The sequence below is a fragment of the Serratia liquefaciens genome (genome assembly GCF_027594825.1).
In the GTDB taxonomy this organism is placed as follows: domain Bacteria; phylum Pseudomonadota; class Gammaproteobacteria; order Enterobacterales; family Enterobacteriaceae; genus Serratia; species Serratia liquefaciens_A.
Map to the genome: position 1 here is coordinate 1312833 of NZ_CP088930.1, position 20243 is coordinate 1333075.

Below are 20243 nucleotides of genomic sequence, written 5' to 3' on the forward strand. Positions count from 1 at the left end.
ATCACAGGAAATCACAACTCGCCGGTTCTTTGATTTGAACGGGGGTTATTGGCCAGAACGCTAAAATGGCCGCCAGGAATACGGCCATTTTTAGTGTTAAAGGTCATCCAGGAAGGTTTTATCCAACTGCTTGAAGGCGCGTTTCAGCAGGTCCGCCAGCGACTGGTAGGTCGGCGTGCCTTCTACCGGCGCGACGGCCTGACCGGCTTCGGTCAGCTTGTTTCGTACCTCATGGAACCACTGCAACAGCGTTGGCGGTAACGGAGTGACAGAACGACGGCCCAACCACCACAGGCCCTGCATCGGCATGCTGCAGGCGAACAGAGCGGTGGCGATCGCCGGGCCCAACTGGCCCCCCAGGGCAATCTGCCAGGTCAGGGTAAACACCGCCAGCGGCGGCATAAAGCGGACGGCAAAGCGGGTGGCACTCGCAACGCGATTCTCCGGAAAGACCGGAGCCAGACGTTTGTCTGACGGCCAGGTTTTCATGTAATGCTGCCCGCGCTGGAAGACCTGAAACCAGCTTACGGAACCGGACGGTTTGCTCGTCATCGCGTACCTCAACGTCACAAAGAAAAATAAGGGCACGGCCAACACATACTAAAAAATTTGAAGCTTTAAATTTATTTTGTGTTTGCCTCGGGCTATCGGTATCCTAGGCCGGCCTTTTGGCCGGTAGAAGATGACAATAATTCTGTCAACTTTTAGCCCTATAAAAATCAAGATTACTTAAACCGCAGAGAAATCATCGGTTTTTTCATCGTCATGTGGTTTGTGCAATTCACATGATGTTAATCATAAATGTCAACGGCATTATGCGCTACGCTTGTTGTCTGATTGACGATTAATTCACCACGTGTTTTGGTATTTCCTTTAACAACACGAACTATTTAAGTAGGTACTTCCATGTCGAGTAAGCTAGTACTGGTCCTGAACTGCGGCAGTTCTTCCCTGAAGTTCGCTATCATCGATGCTGTCAACGGTGAAGAACACCTCTCCGGCCTGGCCGAATGTTTCCACCTGCCTGAGGCTCGCCTCAAGTGGAAGATGGACGGCGCCAAACACGAAGCGGCTCTGGGTGCCGGCGCTGCGCACAGCGAAGCACTGAACTACATTGTTAATACTATTCTGGCACAAAAACCGGAGCTTTCTGCACAGCTGACCGCTATCGGTCACCGCATTGTGCACGGCGGCGAGAAGTTCACCGCTTCTGCCGTGATCAATGACGAAGTCTTGCAGGGTATCAAAGATTCGGTGCCGTTTGCACCACTGCATAACCCGGCGCACCTGATCGGTATCGCTGAGGCATTGAAATCCTTCCCTAAACTGGCGGATAAAAACGTTGCCGTGTTCGACACCGCGTTCCACCAGACCATGCCGGAAGAATCCTACCTGTACGCCCTGCCGTACAGCCTGTACCGTGACCACAGCGTTCGTCGCTATGGCGCACACGGCACCAGCCACTTCTACGTCACTCAAGAAGCTGCGAAAGTGCTGAACAAGCCGGTTGAAGAAGTTAACCTGATCACCTGCCACCTGGGCAACGGCGGTTCCGTAACCGCAGTGCGCAACGGCAAATGCGTTGACACCTCCATGGGTCTGACCCCGCTGGAAGGCCTGGTCATGGGCACCCGCAGCGGTGACATCGATCCAGCGATCATCTTCCACCTGCACGACTCTCTGGGCATGAGCATTGATCAAATCAACAAAATGCTGACCAAAGAATCCGGCCTGCTGGGCCTGACCGAAGTCACCAGCGACTGCCGTTACGTTGAAGACAACTACGCAACCAAAGCCGATGCAAAACGCGCGATGGACGTATTCTGCCACCGTCTGGCCAAGTACATCGGTGCCTATAGCGCCCTGATGGACGGTCGTCTGGACGCGGTCATCTTCACCGGCGGCATCGGCGAAAACGCCGGTATGGTTCGTGAGCTGACCCTGGACAAACTGGGCCTGCTGGGCTTCGAGATTGACCACGAGCGCAACATGGCCGCTCGCTTCGGTAAATCCGGTGCAATCACCAAAGACGGCAGCCGCCTGGCGCTGGTTATCCCGACCAACGAAGAGTTGGTCATCGCGCAAGACGCATCCCGTCTGACCGCGTAAACGCTCTCCGACACCGTCAGCTCAGGCTGGCGGTGCTGTTTTAGCCTCATGTTAATTCGTGAAGAGGACTATTCTGTGTCACGTACAATTATGTTGATCCCCACCGGCACCAGCGTCGGCCTGACCAGCGTCAGCCTGGGTGTCATCCGCTCCATGGAGCAAAAAGGCGTTAGCCTGAGCGTGTTCAAACCTATCGCTCAGCCACGCACCGGCGGCGACTCGCTCGACCAGACCACCACCATCATCCGCAGCAGCAACTCCACCATCACGGCGGCCGAGCCGCTGCGCATGAGCTACGTTGAGGGCCTGCTGAGCTCCAACAAGCAAGATGAGTTGATGGAAGAGATCGTGGCGCGCTACCACGAGAACACCAAAGACGCGGAAGTGGTGCTGATCGAAGGCCTGGTGCCGACTCGTAAGCACCAGTTCGCCAACGCGCTCAACTATGAAATCGCCAAGACGCTGAATGCGGAAATCGTTTTTGTACTGGCACTGGGCAATGATTCCCCGGCTCAGTTGAAAGAGCGCATCGAGCTGGCTCGCAGCAGCTTCGGCGGCAGCAAGAACAAAAACATCACCGGCGTGATCATCAACAAGCTGAACGCCCCGGTTGACGAGCAGGGCCGTACCCGTCCTGACCTGTCCGAGATCTTCGACGACTCCACCAAGGCCAGCGTAACCAACGTTGACCCGGCGCAACTGTTCGCCAACAGCCCGCTGCCGGTACTGGGCTGCGTGCCGTGGAGCTTCGACCTGATCGCGACCCGCGCTATCGACATGGCCCGTCACCTGAAGGCCACCGTGGTCAATGAAGGCGACATCATGACCCGTCGCGTGAAGTCTGTAACCTTCTGTGCGCGCAGCATTCCGCACATGCTGGAACACTTCCGTCCGGGTTCACTGCTGGTCACCTCGGCAGACCGTCCTGACGTGCTGGTTTCTGCCTGTCTGGCGGCGATGAACGGCGTGGAAATTGGTGCTGTGCTGCTGACCGGCGGCTACGCTATCGACGAACCGATCAGAAAGCTTTGTGAACGTGCGTTCCAAACCGGCCTGCCGGTCTTTATGGTCGAAACCAACACCTGGCAGACCTCGCTGAGCCTGCAAAGCTTCAACCTCGAAGTGCCGGCGGACGACCACCAGCGCATCGAGAAAGTGCAGAACTACGTGGCCAGCCACATCAACGCAGAATGGATCGAGTCTCTGACTGCGACCTCCGAGCGTTCGCGTCGCCTGTCTCCACCGGCGTTCCGCTATGAGCTGACTGAGCTGGCGCGTAAAGCCGGCAAACGCATCGTGCTGCCGGAAGGCGACGAGCCGCGTACCGTGAAAGCGGCGGCTATCTGCGCCGAACGTGGTATCGCAGAGTGTGTGCTGCTGGGCAATCCGGAAGAGATCCAGCGCGTTGCCGCGGCTCAGGGCGTTGAGCTCGGCAAAGGCATCGAGATTGTTGATCCGGTCGCCGTGCGCGAACAATATGTTCCGCGTCTGGTTGAGCTGCGTAAGAGCAAGGGCATGACCGAAGTGGTTGCGCGCGAGCAACTGGAAGATAACGTGGTTCTCGGCACCCTGATGCTGGAGAAAGGCGAAGTCGACGGTCTGGTTTCCGGCGCGGTTCACACCACCGCCAACACCATCCGTCCACCGCTGCAGCTGATCAAAACGGCGCCGGGCAGCTCGCTGGTGTCCTCCGTGTTCTTCATGCTGCTGCCTGATCAGGTTCTGGTGTACGGCGACTGCGCGATCAACCCGGACCCAACCGCAGAACAGCTGTCTGAAATCGCGATCCAGTCGGCAGACTCCGCTGCGGCCTTCGGTATCGAACCACGCGTAGCCATGATCTCCTACTCCACCGGTAACTCCGGCGCAGGTAGCGACGTTGAGAAAGTGCGTGAAGCGACGCGTCTGGCGCAGGAAAAACGTCCTGACCTGATCATCGACGGCCCACTGCAGTACGACGCCGCCATCATGGCCGACGTCGCCAAGTCCAAAGCGCCAAACTCACCGGTTGCAGGCCAGGCTACCGTGTTCATCTTCCCAGATCTGAACACCGGTAACACCACCTACAAAGCGGTACAGCGTTCCGCTGACCTGGTGTCCATCGGGCCAATGCTGCAAGGCATGCGCAAGCCGGTGAACGACCTGTCACGTGGCGCACTGGTAGACGATATCGTTTATACCGTAGCCCTGACCGCTATCCAGTCTTCCCAGGCTGATGCAGCAGCAGTCAAAGCCTGATAATCCCCGAATTATCAGATAAAAAAAACCGGTCAATTGACCGGTTTTTTTATTTGCGGAAACGCATCAGGCATTTTCATCGCTATCGCGTAACGGCTTGCCATAGGCCTGTTCGTTGTTGCGCGTCAGCCACAGCGACAGCGCTTTTAGCGAGTCCGGCGTGAATTCATCGCAGCGGGCGGTGATCTCTTCCGGCGTCAGCCAGCTCACCTCAACCACTTCTTCTTCCTGCAGTGCAAATGGGCCATGAGAGACACAGCTGAACAGCGCGCCCCACACCCGGCACTGCTCTTCTTCAAAGTAGAACAGCCCATGCTCGGCGAAAGGCACGCCAGCAATACCCAGTTCCTCTTCCGCCTCGCGGCGAGCGGAATCCAGCACGTTCTCCCCGCTTTGCACTACGCCACCCGCAGTGGCGTCCAGCCAACCCGGATAGAAATCTTTAATGTCGGTGCGACGCTGCACCAGAATTTTTCCCATTCCATCATGCACCACAATATAGGTAGCACGATGACGCAGCCGTTGAGCACGCATCTGTTGGCGACTGGATTGAGCAATCACTTCATTTTGCTCGTTGACGATATCAACCCACTCGGTATCTGCAGCCTGACCCTGTTCCGCCATCCTCTAAAACCTTCTATTTTGGCGCGATGCATCCCGCGCACTGGTTAATCAATGAGTGTTTTTCAAAGATTTTTATTGTGTGTGTATAAATTAGTGCGTTAATGCCACCTCTGCAACAGCCTTGCCGCCGTCCAAAGTGACCACACTTAAAATGCCGTCCTCCAGTATGCCATAGCTGGCGGGAAAGCCCCCTTTCGGAATGCTGACCGACCCTGGATTAAAGCAGTAAATCTCTCCCTGCCGTTCCGCCTGCGGCAAATGGCTGTGCCCGTAAACCAGCACATCACCAGCAGATAACGGCGGCAGTGCGGAGGGATGATAAAGGTGTCCGTGGGTTAAAAACAATCGTCTTTTTTGCAATAGCACCTGCTGCCAAGACGCGGTGATGGGAAACGACAATAACATCTGATCAACTTCACTGTCACAGTTGCCGCGAACGGCGATGATCTTGTCGCTATAGCGATTCAATTGTTCGGCAACCTGCGCCGGTTGATAACCCGCAGGCAAAGCATTTCGCGGCCCGTGATTCAGCAAATCGCCCAGCAGGATCAGCCAATCGGCTCCGCTTTGTTCAAAACGTTCCAGCACGCTTTCGGTGGCGGGTAGCGAACCGTGTATATCGGAGGCGAATATCAGCTTCATAACCTTTCCTTTGACGGGGAAATAACGGCTATTTTATCGCAGTGGCCGACGACGGCAAGGCTGCCGAGCAAGCGGCGGCTAAAGACCTGGAACTGTGATGCATGTTGTAGAGATAGCATCAGACGAATCTCACATAGCCTGCTATTCTTAGCTGCTATTGTGGGTAACCCTATAGAAAGATCTTTGATATACCTTTGTGCGCGGCGAAGACCGCAACAACGTGTAATGACTTACAGATCACCTTACCGCAGGAGGCAACATGATTGACCTGTATTACGCGCCTACTCCCAATGGTCACAAAATTACCCTGTTTCTGGAGGAGGTTGGCTTACCCTACCGTATCCATCGCGTAAATATCAGCGCCGGCGACCAGTTCAAGCCGGATTTTCTGAGCATTTCACCCAACAACAAAATTCCGGCCATCGTCGACCAGCAGCCGGTTGATGGCGGTGCGCCCATCAGCCTGTTCGAATCCGGCGAGATTCTGCTGTATCTGGCGGAGAAAACCGGCAAATTGCTGAGCAAAGGCCTGCGCGAACGTGCCGCTACGCTACAGTGGCTGTTCTGGCAAGTCGCGGGCTTTGGGCCCATGCTCGGGCAAAACCATCACTTTAACCATTACGCGCCTCAGCCGGTGCCTTACGCCATCGAACGCTACCATCTGGAAACCAAGCGTCTGTATGCCGTGCTGGAAGCCGAGCTGCAAAAGCACCCGTACCTGGGCGGCGACAACTACAGCATCGCCGATATTGCGACTTACCCCTGGGTGGTGTCTCACCCGCGCCAACGCATCGATCTGGCGGATTACCCGGCGGTACGCAACTGGTTTGAACGCATCAGCAACCGTCCGGCCACCGCTCGCGCCTACAAGCTGGCCGAACAGGGCTAAATTTCCCGCTCCCCGACCCGCGGGGAGTTTCCTTCGGCTCGTTATCTTTTCCTTACTTTCCGTGTATTCTGAGCGGCAATAATCAGACCTGTGGAGATCTTCTGATGTCATTCAGTCAACCCGACGCCATTATTCGTATAAAAAACCTGCGGTTGCGTACTTTCATCGGTATCAAGGAAGAAGAAATTAACAATCGTCAGGACATCCTGATTAACGTGGTGATCCACTACCCGGCGGATAAAGCGCGCGACAGTGAAAATATCGACGACGCGCTCAATTACCGCACTATCACCAAAGCCATCATCCGCCATGTGGAAGATAACCGCTTCGCCCTGCTGGAAAAATTAACTCAGGATGTGCTCGATATCGTGAAACAACATGCCTGGGTAACCTATGCTGAAGTAGAGATAGATAAACTACTGGCCCTGCGCTACGCCGACTCGGTTTCGATGACCATGAGCTATCGCCGGGCCTGAAAACCACCTGTTTCAGGGAGAATCGACCATGCGAGTCCTGATAACCGGCGCCACAGGATTGATAGGGAGCAGCCTGACGCAGCGGCTGTTGGGCCTTTCTCACCAGGTTACGGTACTGAGCCGTAACCTGCCCCGCGCTCGTGAACGCTTCGGTGAGCAGGTCAGCTACTGGTCAACGTTGCAGGATCAGCCTTCGCTCGATGGCTTTGACGCGGTGATCAACCTGGCCGGCGAGCCGATCGCAGACAAGCGCTGGAGCAAAGCGCAGAAAGAGCGCCTGTGCCACAGCCGCTGGGATCTGACCGAACAGTTGGTGAAACTGATTAACGCCGGCAGTACCCCGCCCAGCGTGCTGATTTCCGGTTCCGCGACCGGTTACTACGGCGATCAGGGGCAGGCGGTCGTCACCGAAGACGAAGCGCCGCATGACGAATTCACCCATCAACTCTGTCAGCGTTGGGAATCTCTGGCGCTACAGGCGCAAAGCGACGCGACCCGCGTCTGCCTGCTGCGCACCGGCGTAGTGCTGGCGGCAAAAGGCGGCGCGCTGGCGAAGATGCTGCCGCCGTTTCGCTTCGGGCTGGGCGGGCCCATCGGCAGCGGCCGTCAATACCTGCCGTGGATCCACCTGGACGACATGGTCAATGGCATTATCTATTTGCTGGATCACCAGACCCTGCAAGGCCCTTTCAATATGGTCGCCCCTTATCCGGTCCACAACGAGCAGTTTGCCGCTCAGTTGGCCAACGTGCTCGATCGGCCGGCATTTTTACGCGTCCCGGCATTCGCCCTGCAATTATTGATGGGGGAAGCGGCGGTATTGGTCTTGGGCGGGCAACGTGCGGTGCCGAAAAGGCTGGAAGAGGCAGGCTTCAGCTTCCGCTTTCTGGAGCTGGAGCAGGCGCTGGATGATGTGATCAATCAGCGGGACTCCGTGCGCTGAGGAAGATATCGGGGCCAGAAAAATACGGCCCCGACAGCCGATTATTTTAAAGCGCCGGAAAGAAACTGCTGCAGACGCGGGCTTTTCGGATTGCCAAACAGTTCGGCCGGTGGCCCCTGCTCTTCGATCAACCCTTTGTGCAGGAAAATCACGTGGCTGGACACGTGGCGAGCAAACTCCATCTCGTGCGTCACCACCACCATGGTTTTCCCCTCTTCCGCCAGCTTCTGCATGATGCGCAGCACTTCACCTACCAGCTCCGGATCCAGCGCCGACGTCGGTTCATCAAACAGCAAAACTTCCGGCTCCATCGCTAACGCCCGGGCGATCGACACGCGCTGCTGCTGCCCGCCGGACAGGTGCACCGGGTATTTGCCGCGGGCACGTTCGTCGATGCCGACCTTATCCAGATAGCGTATCGCACGCTCACGCGCCTCGGTCTTGCTCAACCCCAGCACCTGCACTGGCGCTTCCATCACGTTCTCCAGCACGGTCATGTGGCTCCACAGGTTGAAGTGCTGGAACACCATGGTCAGGCGGGTACGCAGCAGCTGCAGCTGTTTCTTGTCGAACACCTTAAGCTGCCCGTCCTTGTCGCGCACCATGCGGATATCTTCATTGTTCAGGCTAATGGACCCTTCACTCGGCTTTTCCAGGAAGTTAATGCAGCGCAAAAAGGTGCTTTTGCCGGAACCGGAAGAACCGATGATGCTAATCACGTCCCCTGCGTTGGCCGCCAGCGATACGCCCTTCAACACTTCGTGTTCGCCATAGCGCTTATGCAGTTCGGTGACGGCTAATTTATTCTCAGACATAGTGTGTTCCCGTCATTATCAGTGATTAACGTGTGCCATCCAGCGCTTTTCCGCCTTGCGGAACAGGCTGATTAACCCGTAAGAGATGATCAGATACAGCACGGCCGCAATGCCGAAGGCATAAAACGGTTGATAGGTCGCCGCATTGATATCACGCGCTATTTTCAGCAGATCCGGCACGGTGGCGGTAAACGCCAGCGCGGTGGAGTGCAGCATCAGGATCACTTCGTTGCTGTAGGCCGGCAAAGCGGTGCGCAGCGCGGAAGGCAAAATGATGCAGCGATACATTTTAAAGCGCGAAAAACCGTAGGCATTGCCTGCCTCGATTTCACCGTGCGGAACCGCGCGAATAGCCCCGGCAAAGATCTCGGTGGTATAGGCGCAGGTGTTCAGCGTCAGCGCCAAAATGGTGCAATTGAGCCCGCTGCGGAAGAAGGCGTTGAGAAAGTCCGTGCCCCGCACGATTTCCAGGCTGTACATGCCGGAGTAGAACACCAGCAATTGCACATACAACGGCGTGCCGCGGAATATGTAGGTATACAGCCATACCGGGAAGCGCACCCATCTGATGGGGGAAACGCGTGCCACCGCCATCGGGATCGCCAGCAAGCCGCCCATCACCACCGAGGAGATCAGCAACCACAGCGTGACCGCCACGCCGGTAAAGCGATAACCGTCGCTCCACAACAACGACTGCCAGTACTGTTGCAAGATTTCGATCATAGCTCAGCCCTCCGAACGCCGAGGGAATAACGCCGTTCAAGCCACAACAGCACGCCATTGGACAGGGTGGTGAACACCAGATAAACCACCCCGGCCACGATCGCGAAGAAGAACGGCTGGTAGGTGCCTTTTCCGGCCAGCTGAGTGGCCTTCACCACGTCGTTCAGGCCCAGGATCGACACCAGCGCCGTCGCCTTCAGGATCACCTGCCAGTTATTGCCGATGCCCGGCAGGGCAAAACGCATCATCGAAGGGAACAGAATGCGGCGGAAAATCTGGGAGCCGGAAAAGCCGTAGGCAGTGGCCGCTTCGATCTGCCCTTTCGGCACCGCCAGAAAGGCCCCGCGAAAAGTCTCGGTGAAATAGGCGCCGTAGATAAACCCGAGGGTGATGATCCCCGCGCTGAGCGGATCAATATCGATTTGCGAAAAACCAAGCAGTTCGGTGATGTTGTTAAGTGCAATTTGCAGGCCATAGAAAATCAGCAGCATCAGTACCAGATCGGGTACGCCACGGATCAGCGTGGTATAAGCGCCAAACAGCGTGGAAAGCAGGCGGCTATGGGAAAGCTTGCCGCCGGCGCCGATCAAACCAATCACCACCGCCAGCAGTACGGAACTGAGGGCCAGCTCCAGCGTCACCAAAGCGCCCTCAAATATCAATTGGGAGTAGCCTTGCAGCATTTACTTCACCCTGTCGTCATAGGATCCCGAACCATCGAGGCCGGCAGACCGGCCCCGTAGTCACAACATGGAAGGGTATGCGGCATTAACCGCCGTAGACGTCAAAGTCGAAGTATTTCTTCGCAAACTTGTCGTAGGTGCCGTCTTTGCGCATTTCGGCAAAGGCCTTATCCAGCGCCGCCTTGAGCTCGGTATCGGTCTTGCGCAGGCCCATGCCGGTGCCTACGCCAAAGAATTTGTCATCCTTCACCGATTCGCCGGCGAAAGCGTAATCCTTGCCTGGAGGCTGTTTCAGGAAGCCATCGCTCCCCGCCACTTCATCCTGGAAGGCGGCGTCGATACGGCCGGATGCCAGGTCGGCGTACACCAGATCCTGGTTCTGATAAGGCACAACGGTGATGCCCTTCGGCTGCCACATGGCGTTGGCATAGGCTTCCTGGGTGGTGCCCTGCAGCACGCCGACGCTCTTGCCTTTCAGCGCATCCACGGTAGGCAACAGTTTCGACCCTTTCGGCGCGATCAAGCGGGCGTTAGCGGCATACAGCTTGTCGGTAAAGGCAATTTCCTGCTGGCGTTTTTCGGTGATCGACAAAGAGGAGATGATGGCGTCAATTTTCTTCGCCTTCAGAGAAGGGATCAGCGCGTCAAAATCGCTTTCCACAAAGGTACATTGGGTATTTATGCGTTTGCACAGCTCTTTGGCCAGATCGATATCAAAGCCGACCAGCTCACCTTTGGCATTTTTGGACTCAAAGGGTGCATAAGTCGGATCGGTACCTATCTTCAAGGTCGATGGTACGGCGGCAAATGCGCTGCTTGCCGCGCTTAAAGCCAAGACTAAAGGAAGAACCTTAACCAGCATTTTCATAAATTACCCTCAAATTGATTTTTTCGATGCCACTGCGGGCATTACTTTTTCACCAAATCAATTTGCAGTAATCGTGCCACATTGGTTGCTGCAGGCGGAGGGAACGGCTCCGGCCTTCACAAAACTGTTTCCTGGGACGATAACCGCAAAATTAAATCGGCCAGTCTGGGCCGCGCCACGGGCAAAGGAGAAATACCAGAGCCTTGAAACAGTGAACGTGATGAAGTGGGATCATTATGGTGCAGGCGCCGCCCTAATTCAGTGCGGTGTTGCACAAATGTGCCAAATTGGAGAGAAATTTGTTAATTGGCACCTTGCCAGCGGGTAAATAAATCTTCGGGTAATTCAATATCGAACTGATCGACCACCCGGTTCACGGTTTGATCGATGATGTCTTCTACGCTTTCGGGGCGGTGATAAAACGCCGGCACCGGCGGCATAATGACGGCCCCCATTTCTGCCGCTTGAGTCATCAGGCGCAGGTGGCCCACGTGCAGCGGGGTTTCACGCACGCACAGCACCAACCGGCGACGCTCTTTCAGCACAACGTCAGCGGCACGCGTCAGCAGACCATCGCTGTAGCTGTTGGCGATACCGGACAATGTTTTGATTGAGCAGGGTAAAATCACCATACCGATAGTTTTGAACGATCCGGAAGAGATACTGGCGCCAATATCGCGCGAGTCATGTACCACATCGGCCAGCGCCTGCACTTCGCGCAGGCTGAGCGTGGTTTCCAGCGACAGCGTTTGTCGTGCCGCATTACTCATCACCAAATGGGTTTCCACCTCTGCGACGTCACGCAATACCTGCAGCAGGCGCACGCCGTAGATAGCGCCGCTGGCGCCGGAAATACCGATGATGATTCGTTTCATAAAGCTGGCCTCTGCCACGGAAAAAATAGGATCAGGCAGACTTTGCCGCAATGGCGCTATATAAGCAAGTCAGGCGGGGATAATGCACCGCAGCGAGCGCCGCGGTGCACCATTTTGGTCAGTGCGAAGGCTTAACCTTCGTTGTGCATTTCCAGATTTTCCGCTTCGGTCTGGCTACGCATTTCTTTGGCGTCGTCATTGCGCAGCGATTCCAGATACTCGAGGTAGCTCTGGTCGACGTCTTTGGTGACGTAGATACCGTTGAATACCGAGCATTCGAACTGGGTGATGTCCGGGTTCTCTTCACGCACCGCTTCAATCAGATCGTCCAGATTCTGGAAAATCAAACCGTCGGCGCCGATGATCTGACGGATTTCATCCACTTCACGACCGTGGGCAATCAGTTCGTTGGCGCTTGGCATGTCGATGCCGTACACGTTAGGGAAGCGAATCTCCGGCGCTGCGGAAGCCAGATAAACACGTTTCGCCCCGGCGTCGCGCGCCATTTCCACGATCTGTTCAGACGTGGTGCCACGCACGATGGAATCGTCCACCAGCAGCACGTTCTTGTCACGGAATTCGGCGCGGTTGGCATTCAGCTTGCGGCGTACCGATTGGCGACGCGCCTGCTGGCCCGGCATGATGAAGGTACGGCCGACATAGCGGTTCTTCACAAAGCCCTGACGGTACGGCTTGTCCAGGATACGGGCGATTTCCAACGCGATATCACAGGAGGTTTCCGGGATCGGGATCACCACGTCGATGTCCAAATCTTCCCATTCGCGGGCAATTTTCTCACCCAGCTTCTGCCCCATGCGCACGCGAGCGCTGTAGACCGAAATCTTGTCCATAAAGGAGTCTGGACGGGCGAAGTAAACGTATTCGAACAGGCACGGGTTGGTTTTTGGGTTCTCTGCACACTGACGAGTGAACAGTTGGCCCTTGTCGGTGATGTACACCGCTTCGCCCGGCGCTACATCGCGCAGGAACTCGAAGCCCAGCGTGTCCAAAGCTACGCTCTCGGAAGCCACCATGTACTCATTGCGGCCATCTTCAAGCGTGCGTTTGCCAATCACCAGCGGACGGATGCCGTTAGGGTCACGGAACGCCAGCAGGCCATGGCCGATGATCATCGCGACGCAGGCGTAAGCGCCGCGCAGCTGCTGATGCATGGCGGCAACGGCGGTGAAAACGTTGTCGGACTCCAGCGGATAGTGTTGGAAACGGTCCAGCTCGCTGGCCAGCACGTTCAGCAAAATCTCGGAATCGGAGGTGGTGTTGACATGGCGACGACCGCTTTCAAACAGCGTTTGGCGCAGTTCATGGGCGTTGGTCAGGTTGCCGTTGTGTGCCAGCGTAATGCCGAACGGCGAGTTTACATAGAAAGGTTGAGCCTCTGAGGCACTGGAGCTGCCAGCCGTCGGGTAGCGCACATGGCCAATACCCATGTTGCCCTGCAAGCGCTGCATATGGCGTGCCTCGAACACATCCTTCACCAGACCGTTCGCCTTACGCAGACGGAACCCGTTATGGGCATCAATGGTGACGATGCCTGCGGCATCCTGGCCACGGTGCTGTAGCACCGTCAACGCATCATAAATCGACTGGTTTACCGGCATAAAACCGGCGATACCGACAATACCGCACATGTTGTCTTTTCCTCATCAGCGCTACCGCCCCGGTAAATGGGTCGGTAAGAAACTCGACGTGCTCTGCAGGTAGTCAAAGAACCACCTGATGATGTAACTGAACTGGGGAATGAGCTGCGACTGTTTCCAGTCTGCGCTTTGCGAAAAGCCGGTAAAGGTATCCAGGAAAAACAGTATCGCCGAAACGATTAACACGCCGCGCAGTGCGCCGAAACAGACGCCCAGCACCCGGTCGGTGCCTGATAACCCGGTTTTCTCTACCAGTGAGCTAATCACATAGTTAACAATAGCTCCTACGATCAGGGTCGCGATAAACAAGATGGCAATCGCGATGCCGTTTCGCACCAGTTCATCTTCAAAACGAGTGAAGTAGACCGCAAGGTAAGAGTAGAAATGGCTGGCAACAAAAAACGCACATCCCCATGTCACAAGTGACAATGCTTCGCGAACAAACCCTCGGATCAGGCTCACCAGAGCCGAAAATCCAATCACCGCTATAATGACGTAATCAATCCAGACCATGAACTATTCCAATGATGAATCGCCCCTGCATCCAATTCGCGGCGAATTCTAACAGAAAAAGAAAACGTTTGCGTAGGGGTTTTCCTACCACGTTACAAATAAAAAGCGGCGATAAAAAAATTCCCAATCGCCGCGCCTACATAGGCCATTTCAGCTACGAAAGGCACAGTTTTTTTAATGATTATACCGTCATCTTTCGGTTCCGGGGCACAGCATGCTGTGCCCCCTGCGGTTAACGTACGCCGTACGGCTTCACCTGACCACTCAAGCCGCTGATGGAGTTCAGCGCGGGCAGCGAAGACTGCAGTTTCTGTTTCGAGGCGTCTGGCCCGACATAAATCCGGGTGATCTGCCCCTGTACCGGCGTTGAAGGCACGGTAAAGGCGCGATAGCCGGACAGCCTCAGCGACGCCACCACCTCATTGACCTTGGCGGCGTTCTTCAGCGCCCCGAGCTGCACCACATAGGCCTGCCCTGCCGGCGCTTTCTCTTCCGCCGGTTTCTGCACCGGTGCAGGTTCAGGCTTCGGTGCCGGCGTAGGCTCCGGTTTCGGCTCTGGCTTAGGTTCAGGTTTCACCACCGGCTTCACTTCCACCGGTTTCGGCTGCTGCACCGGTTTTGGCTTCACTTCCACCGGCTTGGTCTCAACCGGTTTCGGTTTCGGCTGCTGTACCGGTCGGGTTTCAACCGGCGGCGGCGTAACCTGGGTCGGCTGCTGAGCCGGCTGGCGGATGGCCTGTTGCGTCGCCGCTTCATTGGCAGCCTGCTGCTCCACCATCGCGCCCGCGCCTTCCGGCGGTTGGGCCGGCAGCGTCTGGCTTACCGGCGGCACCACGTCGTTTTCTTCCACATCACCGGCCTTCGGCACCAAAGGGATGGCGGCGAACTCGTCCTCATAATGTTTCTTTTTACCGTCCAGCAGCCCTGGCAGGATAATCACCCCCAGCGCAACCAAAATGACGGTACCGACCAATCGGTTTTGAAATTTACTTGCCACTCACACTCCCCGCATCTCGTCTAACGCCGCCATTACCTGTGCAACGGTGTGGAACGATCCACAGACGATCACAATATCCTGAATATCAGCGTCCTGCATAGCCTGACGCCAGGCAGTTTCGACATCGGCGAACTGCCGCGGTTCCGTCAAATGTTGCGCCAACTGCTCGGCGCTGGCACCGCGCGGCCCTTCCAGCGGCGCACAATACCACTCATCGACCTGCTCATTCAGACAGGCCAGCGTACCGGCGATGTCTTTGTCCGACAGCATGCCCACCACCGCGCGCACTTTACCGCCATTCCGCGGCAGCGTCGCCAGACGCCCAGCCAGATAACCGGCGGCGTGTGGGTTATGCGCGACATCGAGGATCAACATCGGATCGCGGCGCACAATCTGGAAGCGCCCGGGCAGCGTCGCCTGCTGCAAGCCGGTGAAGATCGCGCGCTCATCGATTTCCAACGCAGAAAAATGCAGCGCCGCCAGCGCCGTTGCGGCATTGGCCAGCGGCACGTTTGGCATCGGCAAGTCGGTCAGCAAGGTGCCACCGCCCTCCCACTGCCAGCGTTCGCCCTGTTCGCTGAAGGTCCAGGCGTCACCGCGACGATACAGCTGCGCGCCCAGCGTTTCGGCCACCTGCTGGATGGTCGCCGGCATATCCGGCTCGCCCACCACCGCAGGCTTACCGCCACGGAAAATACCGGCCTTTTCGCGGCCAATGCTTTCGCGATCGCTGCCCAGCCAGTCGGTATGATCCAGCGCGATGCTGGTCACCACCGCCACGCTCGGATCGACGATATTGGTTGCGTCCAGGCGTCCGCCCAGGCCCACTTCCAGGATCACCACGTCAAGCTTAGCCTGTTTGAACAGTTGCAACGCCGATAGAGTGCCAAATTCGAAATAAGTCAGCGAGGTTTCGCCCCGGCCCGCTTCAATATAGGCGAACGAACGGCTGTGTTCGGCCTCACTCAGCTCATCGCCTTGAATGCGTACACGCTCGGTGTAACGCACCAGGTGCGGCGAGCTATAAACGCCGACGCGCAGACCGGCCGCCATCAGGATTGCTTCTAACGTTTTGCAGGTGGTGCCTTTGCCATTGGTACCGGCAACGGTAAACACCGTCGGTGCAGGGGTGAGTAAATCAAGATGCGCTGCAACGCGCTGTACGCGTTCCAGACCGAGTTCGATCGCCTGGCTGTGCAGACGCTCAAGATAGAAAAGCCACGAGCTCAATGGCGACGTGGCTTGGGGAATTTGGTGGTTTTGCATGAGTCCCGTCACTGAACTTGGGTTCATTAATCCATCAGGGCACCACCCTCACCGCGGTAAAGGCGATGCTCTGCATGATACCCGTTGTCTTCCAAGCGTCGGAATGGACCGCTACGCTCAATCTACAAGGGTATTTCAACCGTCACTTAGCCACAAAATAACGGTTGAAACCCGCGAGACCTGCGCCGCGCGGGTGACTTATCTGCCTCAGGCGTCGGCCTGACTTTCCTGCTCGGACACCGGCGCTACCTCATCGAAATGCGGCTGCGGCTGGTTGGTCAGCTTGGAAAGGATACTCGCCAACGTCTGGCGCATTTCCGGGCGACGCACGATCATGTCGATCGCACCTTTTTCAATCAGGAACTCACTGCGCTGGAAGCCCGGCGGCAGTTTCTCACGCACCGTCTGCTCGATAACGCGTGGGCCGGCAAAGCCGATCAGCGCTTTCGGTTCGGCGATATTGATATCGCCCAGCATGGCCAGACTGGCGGAGACGCCCCCCATGGTCGGGTCAGTCAGCACCGAAATATACGGCAGACCGCGTTCCTGCAATTTTGCCAACGCTGCGCTGGTTTTCGCCATCTGCATCAGCGACATCAGCGCTTCTTGCATACGGGCACCGCCGCTGGCAGAGAAGCACACCAGAGGACAGTTGTCTTCCAGCGCCTGCTCAACCGCACGAACAAAACGCGCGCCGACCACGGACGACATGGAGCCGCCGATGAAGGCAAACTCAAACGAAGCTGCGACAATCGGCATGCCGTACAGCGTGCCCTTCATCACTACCAATGCGTCTTTTTCACCGGTCGCTTTCTGCGCGGCAACCAGGCGATCCTTATACTTCTTGGAATCCTTGAACTTCAGAACGTCTTTCGGCTCCAGTTCGCTGCCCAGCTCCACTTCACTGCCTTCATCAAGCAGGGTATGCAGACGCATACGCGCAGTCATGCGCATATGGTGGTCGCATTTCGGGCACACTTCCAGATTACGCTCCAGCTCGGCGCGGTAGAGAACCTGGCCGCAGCTATCGCATTTGGTCCAAACCCCTTCAGGAATGCTCGCCTTACGGGTTTGGGTAATATTGCTCTTGTTAAGAATTCGTTCAATCCAGCTCATCGATGACCTTTCTGTTTGAACCTGGCAGACGCCAGTCCGCAGTTCATGCTTTAACAATCCCCCCGAAAACAGACCCAATGAAAAAGTGCCCGAGCGAAACGCGACAAGCGCGCGACAGAGGCACTGGCTTCAGGGTTGTTCACAGGAACAGACCATAAATGTCGCTCATTAAACCATATCGGCCCGACACTGTGGATAAAAAACTGGTCGAACCGACAGGTTAAGCGATGTTTTTACTGTTTTTGCTGGCGGGCAGCCGCGCGCTTGTGGCGCCAGATTTCAATGATGCCCGGCAGAATTGAAACAATGATGATAGCCACGATCAACAGTTTCAGGTTTTCCTGCACGATCGGCAAGTCGCCGAAAAGGTAACCAGCATAGGTGAACAGCAGCACCCAAACCAGCGCACCAATCACGTTGTAGGCAGCAAAATGGCGATAGGACATATGCCCCATGCCGGCGACGAACGGCGCAAAAGTACGCACGATCGGCACAAATCGCGCCAGAATGATGGTTTTCCCGCCGTGTTTTTCATAAAACTGGTGGGTTTTATCCAGGTAGCTGCGGCGGAAGATTTTCGAATTCGGGTTACTGAACAGCTTTTCCCCGAACAGCCGCCCAATGGTGTAGTTCACCGCGTCCCCGAGGATTGCCGCGCCGATCATCAACGCCACCATGGTATGCACATTCAGATCGTTGGTCGGCAAGGCCGCCAGCGCTCCTGCAACAAACAGCAGAGAATCCCCCGGCAGGAAAGGCGTCACCACCAGGCCGGTTTCACAAAACAGGATCAGGAACAAAATACCGTACACCCACATACCGTATTGCGCCACCAGCTCGGCCAGATGCACGTCAATATGCAGAATAAAATCAATCACAAACTTGATGATGTCCATAGGTTCTCTCTCTTACCGGGTGTCTCACCCACCCGGCAGATACACAAGGGAGCAACGCGTCAGTCGCGCCGGCGTTTAATCGTCGGGTAAAAACAGTGGCCCCATCGGTGGCCGGGGTAGTGCAAAATGCTCAGGATAATCAACGCTCACCAGGTATAACCCTTCGGCCCGCGCCGTAGCCGCAGCCAGATTGCGATCCTTCAGCGCCAGCAACTCGGCCATCCAGTTCTCGTCCTGATTGCCGCAGCCAATTTCCATCAGGCTGCCGACAATATTGCGAACCATGTGATGCACGAAGGCATTCGCCTTGATATCTACCACAATATATTCACCGTGGCGCGTAACCTTAACGTGTTTTACGTTACGCCAGGGCGTTCGCGACTGGCATTGCACGGCGCGGAACGAAGTAAAGTCGTTCTCGCCCAGCAGCGCCTGCGCCGCCCTTTCCATCCGATCGGCATCCAGCGGGTGATAAAAATGGGTCATCCCCTGCTGCAATACCGCCGCGCGGTAGCGGTGATTATAAATAATGTAGCGGTAACGGCGCGCGGTGGCGCTGAAGCGCGCATGGAAATCTTCAGGCACGCCGGTTACCCAGCGCACGGCGATGTCCGGCGGCAGATGGGTGTTGACCCCCATCGTCCAGGCGGCGTCCTTGCGCTGCGCGGTGGTTTCAAAATGCACCACCTGACCGGTAGCGTGCACCCCGGCGTCGGTACGTCCGGCGCACAGCACGTTGATCGGCGCGTTGGCCACCTTGCTCAAAGCCTGTTCCAGACAGGCCTGCACGCTGGCCACTTCCTGCTGACGTTGCCAGCCATAATAACGGCTGCCGTCGTATTCAATCCCCAGCGCGATTTTCAGGGTCGGCTGGGTGGGCAAAACAACCTCTGACATCAGTACATCTGCTCCTGCACCAAACGCTCTGCGGTTTCGATCGCCATCAGCGCGCCGCCGAAGCGCACGTTGTCGGCGACCGACCAGAACTGCAGGATTTCAGGAATGCCGTAGTCATTGCGCAAACAGCCCAGGCTCAGCGCATCGCTGCCGGAGGCTTCCGTGACCTGAGTCGGATAGTCGTCTTCTTCGCTCAGTTGGATATCGTCCACCTGCTCCAGCTCGCTGCGTGCCTCTTCCGCAGAGATGGGACGCAACGCTTCCAGATGCACCACCTGCGCATGGCCGTAGAACACCGGCGACTGCACGCAGCTCACGGAGATCGGCAGCCCTTCGTCCTGCAGCACTTTGCGCACCTGATCGACGATCAACCGTTCTTCGCGCACGCTGCCCTGCTCGTCGGTCATCAACGGCAGCAGGTTGAACGCCAGCTGCTTGGCAAACACGCCCGGCTCGGCCGGAATGCCGTTCAGCAGACGCGCACTCTGACCGGCCAAATCGTCTACCGCCACTTTCCCGCGTGACGAAACCGACATCAGGGTGGTGACGTGCAGGCGAGAAAGCCCGGCCTGTTCGGTCAAGGGTTTGATTGCCGTCAGCAGTTGGCTGACCATGCTGTCGGCCACGGCGACAATATTGCGGTTACGGTAGTCCGCCAGCACCTGCGGGTTAACCCCAGGCACCACCAGCGGAACGTCCGGCTCCAGCGCAAACAGACCGCTGGTGTCGATCACCAGGCAGCCCATATTGCCGGCTTCTTCCGCGTAACGGGCCGAGGCTTCGCTACCGGCGACGAAGAACGCCAACTGTGCCTGTGACCAGTCGAATTCTTCCGCTTTTTGCACCAGTACCGATTTGCCATTGAAGCGCACCGTTGCACCGGCACTGCGCTCGCTGGCCAAAGGATAGAGTTCGCCCACCGGGAACTGGCGTTCCTGTAACAGTTCCAGCAACGCTTCACCTACCGCGCCAGTGGCGCCAAGCAGAGCGATATTCCAGCCGTCAGACATTGGGT

At 56.7% G+C, this 20243-nt stretch carries 21 protein-coding genes; 5 read left to right on the top strand and 16 right to left on the bottom strand.

Annotation, left to right across the window (positions count from 1 at the left end):
* Window positions 1-96: 96 nt before the first annotated feature.
* Window positions 97-552 carry a terminus macrodomain insulation protein YfbV gene (gene yfbV, locus LQ945_RS05940; RefSeq protein WP_020827856.1) on the bottom strand — a complete coding sequence of 152 codons (456 nt, stop codon included), beginning with the start codon at window positions 550-552 and terminating at the stop codon, window positions 97-99.
* Between the two features lie 354 nt (window positions 553-906).
* On the opposite strand from yfbV, the gene ackA reads away from it, so the two are divergent.
* Both ackA and pta read left to right on the top strand, forming a co-directional pair.
* On the top strand, window positions 907-2109 hold the full coding sequence (gene ackA, locus LQ945_RS05945; RefSeq protein ID WP_044552644.1) for an acetate kinase: 1203 nt from the start codon (window positions 907-909) through the stop codon (window positions 2107-2109).
* A 75-nt stretch (window positions 2110-2184) separates the two neighbouring features.
* A complete protein-coding gene (gene pta / locus LQ945_RS05950) occupies window positions 2185-4347 on the top strand; it encodes a phosphate acetyltransferase (protein WP_044553012.1) in 2163 nt (720 codons plus the stop codon).
* Between the two features lie 66 nt (window positions 4348-4413).
* Here pta and yfcD read toward each other — a convergent pair whose 3' ends face one another.
* Window positions 4414-4971, bottom strand: coding sequence for an NUDIX hydrolase YfcD (gene yfcD / locus LQ945_RS05955; protein WP_020827859.1), 558 nt, complete (start codon window positions 4969-4971; stop codon window positions 4414-4416).
* A 90-nt stretch (window positions 4972-5061) separates the two neighbouring features.
* Complete coding sequence (gene yfcE / locus LQ945_RS05960) at window positions 5062-5613, bottom strand: phosphodiesterase (protein WP_020827860.1); 552 nt, start codon at window positions 5611-5613, stop codon at window positions 5062-5064.
* A gap of 259 nt (window positions 5614-5872) precedes the next feature.
* Between yfcE and yfcG the strand changes: the two genes are divergently transcribed.
* From yfcG to LQ945_RS05975, 3 genes are all read left to right on the top strand, one after another.
* On the top strand, window positions 5873-6502 hold the full coding sequence (gene yfcG, locus LQ945_RS05965; RefSeq protein WP_020827861.1) for a GSH-dependent disulfide bond oxidoreductase: 630 nt from the start codon (window positions 5873-5875) through the stop codon (window positions 6500-6502).
* Window positions 6503-6606: 104 nt separating this feature from the next.
* The gene (folX, locus tag LQ945_RS05970; RefSeq protein ID WP_012146035.1) at window positions 6607-6978 is read left to right on the top strand and encodes a dihydroneopterin triphosphate 2'-epimerase; all 372 of its coding nucleotides are present in this window, start codon (window positions 6607-6609) and stop codon (window positions 6976-6978) included.
* Between the two features lie 28 nt (window positions 6979-7006).
* Window positions 7007-7921 (top strand): TIGR01777 family oxidoreductase, encoded by a 915-nt coding sequence (locus LQ945_RS05975; RefSeq protein WP_270102496.1) that lies wholly within the window; start codon window positions 7007-7009, stop codon window positions 7919-7921.
* A gap of 41 nt (window positions 7922-7962) precedes the next feature.
* On the opposite strand, the gene hisP is transcribed toward LQ945_RS05975, so the two are convergent.
* The 13 genes from hisP to LQ945_RS06040 all read right to left on the bottom strand — a co-directional run bounded on the left by hisP (window position 7963) and on the right by LQ945_RS06040 (window position 20238).
* Window positions 7963-8736, bottom strand: a complete 774-nt coding sequence (gene hisP, locus LQ945_RS05980; RefSeq protein ID WP_020827863.1) for a histidine ABC transporter ATP-binding protein HisP — start codon at window positions 8734-8736, stop codon at window positions 7963-7965.
* Between the two features lie 18 nt (window positions 8737-8754).
* Entirely contained in the window at window positions 8755-9459 is a 705-nt protein-coding gene (locus LQ945_RS05985; protein WP_044552648.1) for an ABC transporter permease, read from the bottom strand.
* Window positions 9456-10142, bottom strand: coding sequence for a histidine ABC transporter permease HisQ (locus LQ945_RS05990; RefSeq protein WP_044552649.1), 687 nt, complete (start codon window positions 10140-10142; stop codon window positions 9456-9458). Before LQ945_RS05990 ends, LQ945_RS05985 begins: the two co-directional genes overlap by 4 nt.
* Before the next feature lie 85 nt (window positions 10143-10227).
* Window positions 10228-11010: a histidine ABC transporter substrate-binding protein HisJ gene (gene hisJ / locus LQ945_RS05995; protein ID WP_044552651.1), complete on the bottom strand. Its 783-nt coding sequence runs from the start codon at window positions 11008-11010 to the stop codon at window positions 10228-10230.
* A 302-nt stretch (window positions 11011-11312) separates the two neighbouring features.
* Window positions 11313-11885, bottom strand: a complete 573-nt coding sequence (locus LQ945_RS06000) for a UbiX family flavin prenyltransferase (RefSeq protein ID WP_044552652.1) — start codon at window positions 11883-11885, stop codon at window positions 11313-11315.
* Between the two features lie 131 nt (window positions 11886-12016).
* Entirely contained in the window at window positions 12017-13534 is a 1518-nt protein-coding gene (gene purF / locus LQ945_RS06005) for an amidophosphoribosyltransferase (protein WP_044552654.1), read from the bottom strand.
* Between the two features lie 21 nt (window positions 13535-13555).
* The gene (gene cvpA / locus LQ945_RS06010) at window positions 13556-14056 is read right to left on the bottom strand and encodes a colicin V production protein (protein WP_020827869.1); all 501 of its coding nucleotides are present in this window, start codon (window positions 14054-14056) and stop codon (window positions 13556-13558) included.
* Window positions 14057-14288: 232 nt separating this feature from the next.
* Entirely contained in the window at window positions 14289-15053 is a 765-nt protein-coding gene (gene dedD / locus LQ945_RS06015; RefSeq protein WP_044552656.1) for a cell division protein DedD, read from the bottom strand.
* Complete coding sequence (gene folC / locus LQ945_RS06020) at window positions 15054-16319, bottom strand: bifunctional tetrahydrofolate synthase/dihydrofolate synthase (protein WP_270102497.1); 1266 nt, start codon at window positions 16317-16319, stop codon at window positions 15054-15056. It lies immediately after the preceding gene.
* Between the two features lie 207 nt (window positions 16320-16526).
* Window positions 16527-17435, bottom strand: coding sequence for an acetyl-CoA carboxylase, carboxyltransferase subunit beta (gene accD, locus LQ945_RS06025; RefSeq protein WP_044552659.1), 909 nt, complete (start codon window positions 17433-17435; stop codon window positions 16527-16529).
* Window positions 17436-17668: 233 nt separating this feature from the next.
* Window positions 17669-18331: a DedA family protein gene (locus LQ945_RS06030; RefSeq protein WP_020827873.1), complete on the bottom strand. Its 663-nt coding sequence runs from the start codon at window positions 18329-18331 to the stop codon at window positions 17669-17671.
* A 75-nt stretch (window positions 18332-18406) separates the two neighbouring features.
* On the bottom strand, window positions 18407-19228 hold the full coding sequence (gene truA / locus LQ945_RS06035; protein WP_270102498.1) for a tRNA pseudouridine(38-40) synthase TruA: 822 nt from the start codon (window positions 19226-19228) through the stop codon (window positions 18407-18409).
* Window positions 19228-20238, bottom strand: a complete 1011-nt coding sequence (locus LQ945_RS06040) for an aspartate-semialdehyde dehydrogenase (RefSeq protein WP_044552663.1) — start codon at window positions 20236-20238, stop codon at window positions 19228-19230. The genes truA and LQ945_RS06040 overlap by 1 nt, the downstream gene beginning before the upstream one ends.
* Window positions 20239-20243 lie beyond the last annotated feature (5 nt).

Excerpts from the sequence above, each read along its gene's own strand:
- yfcG (WP_020827861.1), top strand. The coding sequence starts at position 5,873 with ATGATTGACCTGTATTACGCGCCTACTCCCAATGGTCACAAAATTACC.
- hisP (WP_020827863.1), bottom strand. The coding sequence starts at position 8,736 with ATGTCTGAGAATAAATTAGCCGTCACCGAACTGCATAAGCGCTATGGC.
- purF (WP_044552654.1), bottom strand. The coding sequence starts at position 13,534 with ATGTGCGGTATTGTCGGTATCGCCGGTTTTATGCCGGTAAACCAGTCG.
- yfcE (WP_020827860.1), bottom strand. The coding sequence starts at position 5,613 with ATGAAGCTGATATTCGCCTCCGATATACACGGTTCGCTACCCGCCACC.
- folC (WP_270102497.1), bottom strand. The coding sequence starts at position 16,319 with ATGCAAAACCACCAAATTCCCCAAGCCACGTCGCCATTGAGCTCGTGG.
- folX (WP_012146035.1), top strand. The coding sequence starts at position 6,607 with ATGTCATTCAGTCAACCCGACGCCATTATTCGTATAAAAAACCTGCGG.
- yfcD (WP_020827859.1), bottom strand. The coding sequence starts at position 4,971 with ATGGCGGAACAGGGTCAGGCTGCAGATACCGAGTGGGTTGATATCGTC.
- LQ945_RS05985 (WP_044552648.1), bottom strand. The coding sequence starts at position 9,459 with ATGATCGAAATCTTGCAACAGTACTGGCAGTCGTTGTTGTGGAGCGAC.
- hisJ (WP_044552651.1), bottom strand. The coding sequence starts at position 11,010 with ATGAAAATGCTGGTTAAGGTTCTTCCTTTAGTCTTGGCTTTAAGCGCG.
- truA (WP_270102498.1), bottom strand. The coding sequence starts at position 19,228 with ATGTCAGAGGTTGTTTTGCCCACCCAGCCGACCCTGAAAATCGCGCTG.
- LQ945_RS05975 (WP_270102496.1), top strand. The coding sequence starts at position 7,007 with ATGCGAGTCCTGATAACCGGCGCCACAGGATTGATAGGGAGCAGCCTG.
- LQ945_RS05990 (WP_044552649.1), bottom strand. The coding sequence starts at position 10,142 with ATGCTGCAAGGCTACTCCCAATTGATATTTGAGGGCGCTTTGGTGACG.
- accD (WP_044552659.1), bottom strand. The coding sequence starts at position 17,435 with ATGAGCTGGATTGAACGAATTCTTAACAAGAGCAATATTACCCAAACC.
- LQ945_RS06000 (WP_044552652.1), bottom strand. The coding sequence starts at position 11,885 with ATGAAACGAATCATCATCGGTATTTCCGGCGCCAGCGGCGCTATCTAC.
- cvpA (WP_020827869.1), bottom strand. The coding sequence starts at position 14,056 with ATGGTCTGGATTGATTACGTCATTATAGCGGTGATTGGATTTTCGGCT.
- yfbV (WP_020827856.1), bottom strand. The coding sequence starts at position 552 with ATGACGAGCAAACCGTCCGGTTCCGTAAGCTGGTTTCAGGTCTTCCAG.
- LQ945_RS06030 (WP_020827873.1), bottom strand. The coding sequence starts at position 18,331 with ATGGACATCATCAAGTTTGTGATTGATTTTATTCTGCATATTGACGTG.
- ackA (WP_044552644.1), top strand. The coding sequence starts at position 907 with ATGTCGAGTAAGCTAGTACTGGTCCTGAACTGCGGCAGTTCTTCCCTG.
- LQ945_RS06040 (WP_044552663.1), bottom strand. The coding sequence starts at position 20,238 with ATGTCTGACGGCTGGAATATCGCTCTGCTTGGCGCCACTGGCGCGGTA.